7 protein-coding genes are annotated in these 8,300 nt (G+C 36.1%); 1 reads left to right on the forward strand and 6 read right to left on the reverse strand.

The annotated features are described in order from the left end of the window. Window positions 1-257: 257 nt before the first annotated feature. The 6 genes from IHO13_RS03290 to IHO13_RS03315 form a co-directional block, all read right to left on the reverse strand. Entirely contained in the window at window positions 258-884 is a 627-nt protein-coding gene (locus IHO13_RS03290) for a hypothetical protein (protein ID WP_225538264.1), read from the reverse strand. Between the two features lie 109 nt (window positions 885-993). Next, window positions 994-1,455 (reverse strand): dUTP diphosphatase, encoded by a 462-nt coding sequence (dut, locus tag IHO13_RS03295; protein ID WP_225538265.1) that lies wholly within the window; start codon window positions 1,453-1,455, stop codon window positions 994-996. Between the two features lie 140 nt (window positions 1,456-1,595). Then, the gene (gene holA, locus IHO13_RS03300) at window positions 1,596-2,594 is read right to left on the reverse strand and encodes a DNA polymerase III subunit delta (protein WP_225538266.1); all 999 of its coding nucleotides are present in this window, start codon (window positions 2,592-2,594) and stop codon (window positions 1,596-1,598) included. Window positions 2,595-2,673: 79 nt separating this feature from the next. Next, window positions 2,674-3,492, reverse strand: a complete 819-nt coding sequence (locus IHO13_RS03305; protein ID WP_225538267.1) for a metal ABC transporter permease — start codon at window positions 3,490-3,492, stop codon at window positions 2,674-2,676. 1 nt (window position 3,493) lies between these two features. Continuing rightward, window positions 3,494-3,859, reverse strand: coding sequence for an Mth938-like domain-containing protein (locus IHO13_RS03310; RefSeq protein WP_225538268.1), 366 nt, complete (start codon window positions 3,857-3,859; stop codon window positions 3,494-3,496). 3 nt (window positions 3,860-3,862) lie between these two features. After that, on the reverse strand, window positions 3,863-4,729 hold the full coding sequence (locus tag IHO13_RS03315) for a 4-(cytidine 5'-diphospho)-2-C-methyl-D-erythritol kinase (protein ID WP_225538269.1): 867 nt from the start codon (window positions 4,727-4,729) through the stop codon (window positions 3,863-3,865). A gap of 83 nt (window positions 4,730-4,812) precedes the next feature. Between IHO13_RS03315 and IHO13_RS03320 the strand changes: the two genes are divergently transcribed. Continuing rightward, window positions 4,813-8,208, forward strand: a complete 3,396-nt coding sequence (locus IHO13_RS03320) for a UvrD-helicase domain-containing protein (RefSeq protein WP_225538270.1) — start codon at window positions 4,813-4,815, stop codon at window positions 8,206-8,208. Window positions 8,209-8,300: the final 92 nt, after the last annotated feature.

An 8,300-nucleotide genomic window follows, 5' to 3' on the forward strand; every position in this document is an offset into this window, starting at 1 on the left:
CATTAATTATTATGGAGAACTGGATCTCAGTGTCGGAGTACTGGCATGACAAGAAGAGGGAACTGGGATAACAAGAAAAGGCTACTTGGGTGATAAGAGGAAAAGTGCTGGGATGGTAGGAAAATGAACTACTTAGAGCACCTTTGGAGGCTCAACACAATACCCATACAACTTACGTGGTGCTCGAAATTCAATAACTTTTAAGAGAAAAAGAGGCGGACTTAGCCTACCTCTTTGTTTTACTTAAGCTATACTACTTATTGTTTTTGCCCTTGTCCTTGCCCAGCAGATGTAACAGAAAGAAGTTTACCCAAATAAGTGTTAACCTCTTTAGCACCCTCTTTATTTAAGCCTAATTCTTCCGATGGCTTATTACTTGTTGAAACATATTCACCCTTATCGTTTTTCACTTCTAGTGAATCTATTTTAAAGAGTAAAGTATTACCTAGCTCTTTAGTAGGCTTATCGCCAACAACAACACGGTAGCTCTTATCTCCTAAGTTGAAGCCTATATAATATTGACCTTGCTTCACATTACCTTGTTCATCTTTAACTTGGTTATCTTCCTTCATTTCACCATATACATCTCTTCTTACTAATAGCCCATCCTGAGTAACCTTCGAAGCTTTCTCTTCAGATATTTCGTTATTTTTGCTAATGGCATATACTGCTAAACCAATTAGTGCAATAGCAACAGTTGCTAGTATACCTATTCCAAGTGGTGTAGCTGCAAAAACTACAAGTGGAGCTAGAACTGGATATGAAAGTGCCCAATATGGTGACGAAAGTGCTACTGCTGCGCCTGTGATATACAGGGAAGTAAGTGCAACAAGTGCAGTGTTCGTTGTATGGAATTGACCGTGGTGGTTTTTAAAAATTGGCATAACTACCTCTTTAATAAGTTATTAATATACTTAAAATTATATGTAAAAAATTACCTCGGTCAAGAAATTTTAAACGTAAAAATCAACTAACAGATAGCGTTTGCATAAACTACCTACCACTGGAACCAAAACCCCCAGTATTTCGGTTAGTTTCTTCTACATAGAATTCTTCTGTATTATCCCAAATCACCTGAGGCACGGGATTAATAAGGATCTGTGCGATTCTATCTCCCTTTTTTATCTCATATGGTTGGTTGCTGAGATTAATCAAGCAAACTTTAACCTCACCTCGATAATCAGAATCTATAGTGCCCGGAGAATTTAAGACAGTGATTCCATGTTTTGCAGCAAGGCCAGAACGCGGGCGGACTTGTCCCTCAAAACCACTTGATATTGCGATTATAATTCCAGTTGGAATGAGTAGCCTTTCAAGCGGATTTAAAATAACGGAGTCATTCAGTGCTGCATAAAGATCCATACCAGCGCTCTGTGTAGTTGCATAACAGGGAAGAGGCAGATCCTCTCCGTGTGACAATTTTTTTATCTCTACTTTTATGTTACTTCTTTGCATTTTATCTATCAAAGCTTAAATTATAGCACGTAAATTGTATTCGTAAAAGTGATAAATCATAAATAACATCTTTCAGTGCTTGATATGAGAGCTACAATTTGTGAGCAGTCTCCGCAGGAAAATATTTTAGCTCTAATATCTCAAGTGTCGGCCATTTGCAGTGCATATTGAAAGATCATTTTATGATCTAAATCAGTTTTTTTACAGGTGACCTCTAATCTTATCAATCTTTCTAAGATCCTCCTAAGTTCTAAAAGTTGAAAATTTTTCAAATGGAGCTTGAAACTCTGCAACTGCTTGAAGAACAATGGAGGACTCAGCTGATCAATTGCAGCTTGCTCGCTCATTCCGCTTCGTATCGACAGCAAAACGTTTTCAAGGCGTAGGAAATAATTTGATATAATACGAATTAACGCTATTGGTGAAAAATTCTCCTGTAATATCAGTGTATCGGAAATTTTGATGAAACTTGCCATATCTTTATTTGCTATAGCAAAGCACAGGTTATCAAGCGTAACATAATCATTGCTAGAAGCTGAAAGGCACAGTTCTACATCATCAGGTTTAAGATCCTTTCTCTTCCCCAGATACAAAACTAATTTCTCAAGTTCTGAGTATATAGGTAGCTTGCTATGATTAAAGTAAGATTGCAAATGGTAAATTACTTCACTTGTGCATTTTACGTCGTTTTGCTTCAAGTAACTGGATACAATGTTGTAAAGATTACTGCTACTATCTTTATAGCAAGCAATTACGCCAAAAATTTTTGAGCTTTCCATATAACTTTTAGTTGCAGAACTATATGGTAGATCATTTGCTATCATCATTACGTAATGATCATTTGTATTATGATCCAATATATTTTTTAACTCTTTAGATATACTTTCACTTACATTTATCAGCTTAACTAATTTCTTGTTAGCAAATATCGAAACGTTTGCTAACTCAGAAAGTAATAAACCAGGTGACTTATTCACTGTTGCAAAGTCCATTACTTGAACTGAATACTCATCTAAACCGGCAATTACCTCTTGTGCGAAAAAATCAATTCTACTATTATCGCTTCCATGAATTAACACACCCCTTAAAGTATCAGGTTTCTCTAGAAATTTTTTGATCTTAGATGGTGTAACTTTCATGCATACTCACTTCATGATTAGCGTTTCTACAACAATGTTCTAAAGTAGTTGTATCACATAATTACTAGATCGTTAACACCTAGAGTGGAGCTAAGCTTTTATTTAATATTAACTTCATAAAATAAGCGACAATTAAGTATGCAGCTGCAATAAGTATAATTGCAGGCCCTGTTAATAAATCAAAGCTTGCAGATAATATAAGACCTGATATTCCAGAGACCACAGAAAAAACCGTTGCAATGATAACCATCTGCGCTGGAGTTTTTGAGATAAGCCTTGCAGATGCAGCCGGTATTAACAAAAATGCAGCAATGAGTAATATTCCTATTAATTGAGCAGAAACTGCTATAAATATGGCGAGAGTAATTAAAAACTCTAACCTGACCAAATTTACGTTAACCTTTTCAACTATTGCCAAATCTTGGTTGATTGAAATTATTAGCCAGTAGCGCCATCTAAATGCTAATATCAAAACAACCACTACTGAAGTTAAAAAAATCAATACTATATCACCCTGCTCCAGTGTTAATATGTCGCCAAATAGCGAGCTAATAATGCTGCTATTTTTCGATGGAAGAAAGGACATCAGTATTAGACTTGATGATAAAACTACGTTAGTAACGATATTTAATATCGTATCAACAGAATACAATCTATCAAAATTGAGGGAAAGCAGTATTGCAAAAGCAATTGCTATAAACATTATGCTGATTGAGGGAGTGGTCCTAAAAATTAAAGCCAGTGCAACGCCAAGCAACGAAGAATGAGACAAGCTATCACCCAGATACGACAATCTCTGCCATATCATAAATGACCCTAACGCACCTGTTACGAGGCCAATTATAACTATCGCAATCAGGCTATTGATAAAAAAGTCCTGTGTAAACATTTCAGGCATGCTATATGGCCCTTAAGTAAGTGACAACAAACCTGTCTTCGGATATCAGGACGTTATGGGTTCTGCATGCAGAACCTATTGTCATAAATTCAAAACTTAAACCTTTTTGTTCCATAAGATACGATTTCAATGAGGTATTTGATACGTTGCATGTTTTACCGGTACCCATTAACAAAATTTCTATTTCCTCTGTTAAAAAAGATTTAAAATGCTCTTTACTATTTATATCACTTTCTTTTAGCTCAATCATCTTTTCAAGAAAAATTATAATTGAGCCGTGATATTCTTGATCATTCACCAAAAATTTTCCTTTCCCGTAACTGCCTATAAAGTTTTTATTCGTAGAAACTAAAGGAATTATATCCATAAATCAAGTTATCAATTGAGTGTCACATACCCACCATTCTGGCTGCTTTTCTCTGATATTCGCTGTGGCAGCTTTTGCATTCTCTTCGTTATCGAACATCCCAAAGCACGCTACACCACTGCCTGACATGCGAGACAGTATAGAGCCTTTTTGTGACTCTAGTGCTAATATCACATCTTCAATTTCAGGTATAAGACTTACTACTATCTCTTGAAGATCGTTTTTCGTCTCTTTGAGAAGCTTCAGCAGATCCTTCTCAGCATCATCGCTCCATTCAATTGGTTTTGAGAAATCTCCTTTGTATTTAGAAAATACCTCTGGTGTGCTCAAAAACTTTTTTTTCGGTTTCACAAGTACTATGTTTGTGGGTAGAGAGAATTTTTTTATGGGGCACAACTCTTCACCAATACCTCTAACCAAAACTGGCTTACTATCTATACTTGCAGGAACATCAGCGCCAACGCTCAAAGCTATTTCATTTAAGATTGATCTATCAATTTTCCATAACTTCCCTAGTGTACGTATTATAGCTCCAGCATCTGAGGAGCCACTGCCCAAACCTGCAGCAATTGGTATATTTTTCACAACCTTTACAATTATTTTAGTTCGCACGGGAGCATACCTAAGCAATAGATTAACTGCTCTCATTACAGTGTTGTACCTGTTATTTATTCTAAGTTCGGAATTTACAAATTCAACTATAGAGTTGTCGTATCTGAAATCCTTTTCACCTACCTTTATTTCCAAAAAATTGGAAAGATTGGCAAAAACAAATAAGCCTTCAATTAAGTGATACCCTATTTCTTCTTTTCCTACAACATGCAAAAAGAGGTTAATCTTTGCATGACCCTTTACACAAAAACTTTTCATTTGTATATTTTCACTAATATTACTTTCACATTATATTTTGTAATGCCATTTTATTCAAATTTTATACAATTTTTACATTTTTGATGAGATTAAATGCAATCAATCCTGGCCTCTCTGTATGGGTAAACGCATCTGCTGGTACAGGCAAGACAAAAATCTTAATAGATAGAGTATTAAGACTTTTATTGGAAAACAAGAGGAATATTCTCTGCTTAACATTTACCAATGCTGCAGCAAACGAGGTGGAAAGTCGCATTCACAGTACACTCAGTAAGTGGGCAATATGCTCAGGGAATGTGTTGGCAGCAGACTTAGAGCAATTGGGTCTCTCTTTGGGATCACCACACACGTCATATTATCCTTCAGCATCATCCCAGCACCCCCATTTGTCATCCCAGTGCTCAACATTAGGATCCAGAGAAAACAAAGGTCAAGCAAGAAGGCTTTTCTCTGAACTGGAAAATTTTGGTTTGACTATACAGACCATACATGCTTTTTGTTACAAATTGATTTCTAGCTTTCCTATGGAAGCTGGCGTCGCTCCAGGTTGTACGCTGAGCGAATGCAAAGAATTACATTCCATTGTATTTGACAAAACGCTTCATAGCAAAACTGTGCAGGATGATATTAACCTTATCGCAGCCGAGGTTGATGAAAACAAACTACGCGACCTGCTTTATACTTTATGCGTAAGAAGACCGTTGTCGTCAGATGATTTGAAGTATATCAAAGATAAACTGAGTGCCCCAGATGAAATTCATGGGTTACAGAGCGAAACGGTTGAGCACGTAGAAAGGTTAGCTGAAATACTAAGCGAGGGCAGCAAAAGAGATCAAAGTTACAGTACAATGCTCTACAATTGGTGTAAACCATCTGTCATTCCAGCGCGTGAAGCTAAAGTCTGGAAAAAAAGAAATATGGATCTCAGTATCAAGCAATGGGATAAAACCAATATAGAAAACCTAACCAAAGTATTTCTAAAACCAGAATCAAACGAAAAAAAAAGCATATCGTCCATCATAACAAAGGGTACTTTGGAAAAATTCGGAGATGCAGAACAGATCATAGAAAATATTCAAAATGTGGTATTTACTCATGTGAGAGGTGTGCATTCTTATCAAATATTCAAGAGAACCAGTAGTTTACTCAAAATATTTAAAGTGTACGTTGATCTATACAATGATGAAAAATCAAAGAAAGCACTGCTTGACTACAATGATATAATCCATTTAGCAACAAATCTTCTCGGTAACCGAGATTATAAAGATTGGGTATTGTTTAACTTAGATCAAAAAATAGATCACATTCTTGTTGATGAGGCGCAAGACAATAGCATCAGTCAGTGGAAAATTATAACAAATCTCTGTGATGAATTTTTTACTGGTGGTGGTGAAAAGCGAACCTTGTTTGTTGTTGGTGATGTAAAACAATCTATTTACAGATTTCAAGGGGCAAATCCTCACCTATTCAATTACATGCAACAATACTTTCACACAAAAACCGGCGGCAGAGACTGGATATCGTGTCAACTTGAAAAATCATTTCGCTCCACTCCACACATTCTAGCACTTGTAGACAGATTATTTAACAACTTTCGTGAAGAGATATCTTTTACCGATAGTGAAATAAAACATATTCCACATAGAGAAAATGATCAAGGATATATTGAAATTTGGCCGTTATTGCCAAGATGTAAAGAGGAAAAGCAGCAAGCCTTACAAATTCATTTAACACAGAGAAAAGATCATGTAATAGCAGAGCGATTACTCGCTCAGGCAATAGCCCACAAAGCTCGCAATTGGTTAAATGAAGGGCGAATTTTAGTTGCTAAAGACCGCCATATAGAACCAAGGGACATTATGATCCTGGTACGGCAGAGAAACGTGTTAGTTGATTACTTAATAAGCGAACTTAAAAAAGCAAACGTACCGGTTATAGGACGGGACTATTTTAGAATCATGGACTATATAGCTGTACAGGACTTGATAGCTTTGGCTGAATTTTTACTCCTGTCAACAAACGATTTAGCTCTTGCGAATGTTTTAAAATCACCACTATTTAATTTCACTGAGGATGATTTATTCAATGTTGCATACAACCGTAAAGAACAGTCGTTATGGGAAAGACTTCGGGGTTATTGTGAGGTCATCTATAGTGAATTAAATTATCTCATTGACTTATCTCACACGGAATCCTCCCTTACATTATTCACGCATGTACTACGCACAGGTAAGAAGAAATTTGCTGCAAGGCTAGGTCTTGAGTGCTTTGAGATCTTAGATGAATTCATGAACCTTGTGCTGCAATTTGAGAACCCATCTCTTCAAGCATTTGTTCAGTGGATCAAGGAGAATAATCCGGAAATTAAAAATGATATGCAATCAGAGCGCAATGCTGTACGAATAATGACAATTCATAAATCAAAAGGTCTACAAGCTCCTGTAGTGTTTTTGGTTGATACAAACACAGTGCCAAGAAACAGTGAAAGCATTGTTTTTGATGCAATGGAAAGACCATTTTGGTGTGGAAAAAACGACAACGCTTATTGTGATCAAGTGAAAAGAGAGAAAAAACTAGAGGATTATAATGAATATTTGCGTTTGCTATATGTAGCGCTCACGCGTGCTGAAGATGAGTTATACATTCTAGGTAAAGAGCCAATGCAAAAAGGTTCTTGGTATGATTTAATTACTAAGTATGGAGAACCATATGAAAAGAAACAAGCAGACTTATGTCCAATATTTAAAGAAAAGATTGAAGTGCTGTGTGTAAATGCAAATTACCCCTCTGTTTATAAAAAACGTGATTATTTTGATGTTCCAGTGATTTCGCTTCCACCAAACCTGTCTATGTCACCCCAGGCATCTAAAAAAGAAGGAGAACCAGCATCAACTACTCACTCGTTATCCCAACACCCCCCTTTGTCATTTCAGCACTTGATGCTGGAATCCAGTGAAAAAAAAGAATGGATCTCAATGTCTGGCTACTTGGACGGCAAAAAAAGAAGCATTGGGATGACAAGTGCGCGAACAACAGATGGTTACGCAAGAGGTCTAATAATCCACAGCATATTGCAGTATATGCCTAAGATAGAGAAAGACAGGAGAAAAGATTGGGTAAGAAAATATCTCGATAATATGAACACCAGGGAAGATAAAGATGAAATTTACAATAAAATATTAGCCTTTAATGAAAAATATGATTATCTATTTGATTTAGAAGGTAAATCAGAAGTTACACTGAGTGGAACAATTGATGGAGAGCCGATGTTAGTACGGCTAGATAGGCTGTGTATAACGCAAGATAAAGCAATTATAATTGATTATAAATCACACCGTAATGTTTCTGTTTCCTCGTTAAATGAAATAAAAAAGCAAATATCGATCTATAAAACCTTAGTACAAGAAATATGTCCAAACAAGCAAGTAGAGTGCGTGGTCATTTGGGTGGAAGACTTAACCCTGCAATCTGACTTTTAGTTTAAATGTTAAGAAATTTACCAAGTAAAAAAAAGGCAAAAGAAACCCTGGTCAGTATTTATTTTTAGTGTTGGCATTTTTATCTCTTAAAC

The organism is Wolbachia endosymbiont of Mansonella perstans (assembly GCF_020278605.1).
In the GTDB taxonomy this organism is placed as follows: Bacteria; Pseudomonadota; Alphaproteobacteria; order Rickettsiales; family Anaplasmataceae; genus Wolbachia.